Annotated in this window: 1 protein-coding gene; it reads right to left on the bottom strand. The window is 43.7% G+C overall.

The annotated features are described in order from the left end of the window. Positions 1-145 precede the first annotated feature (145 nt). Positions 146-295, bottom strand: a 150-nt coding sequence (locus tag JWG44_RS12725) for a transposase (RefSeq protein WP_205273489.1), incomplete at its 5' end; no start/stop codon positions are given.

Below are 295 nucleotides of genomic sequence, written 5' to 3'. Positions count from 1 at the left end.
CTCTGTGAAAGCCGCGCGCCCCGCCCTGATTTTTGGGAGCCTGTTGAAAAAGAAAAACAGAGAATCTCTCCTGATTCCGCCCTAAATTGCATTGGGTTCCTTTTTCTTTTTGCGAATTGTAGTAAAACGGCCTTCGATTGAAAAATCAAATATATCGAAAACCGCAGAGCTTAGCAATATTGTGAGCGGAACATCTTTCCGACCATTCAAGGGAAACCTTTTCAATCCCTTTTGTCAAAAATTGATTTCCACCGCGAGAACCTTTGATGGCGCCGAAAACTCCTTCAATGGAAGG

The organism is Leptospira ainazelensis, from assembly GCF_016918785.1.
In the GTDB taxonomy this organism is placed as follows: Bacteria; Spirochaetota; Leptospiria; order Leptospirales; family Leptospiraceae; genus Leptospira; species Leptospira ainazelensis.
Note: the sequence above shows the minus strand (reverse complement) of the source record. Positions and strands in the feature narration are given on the sequence as shown.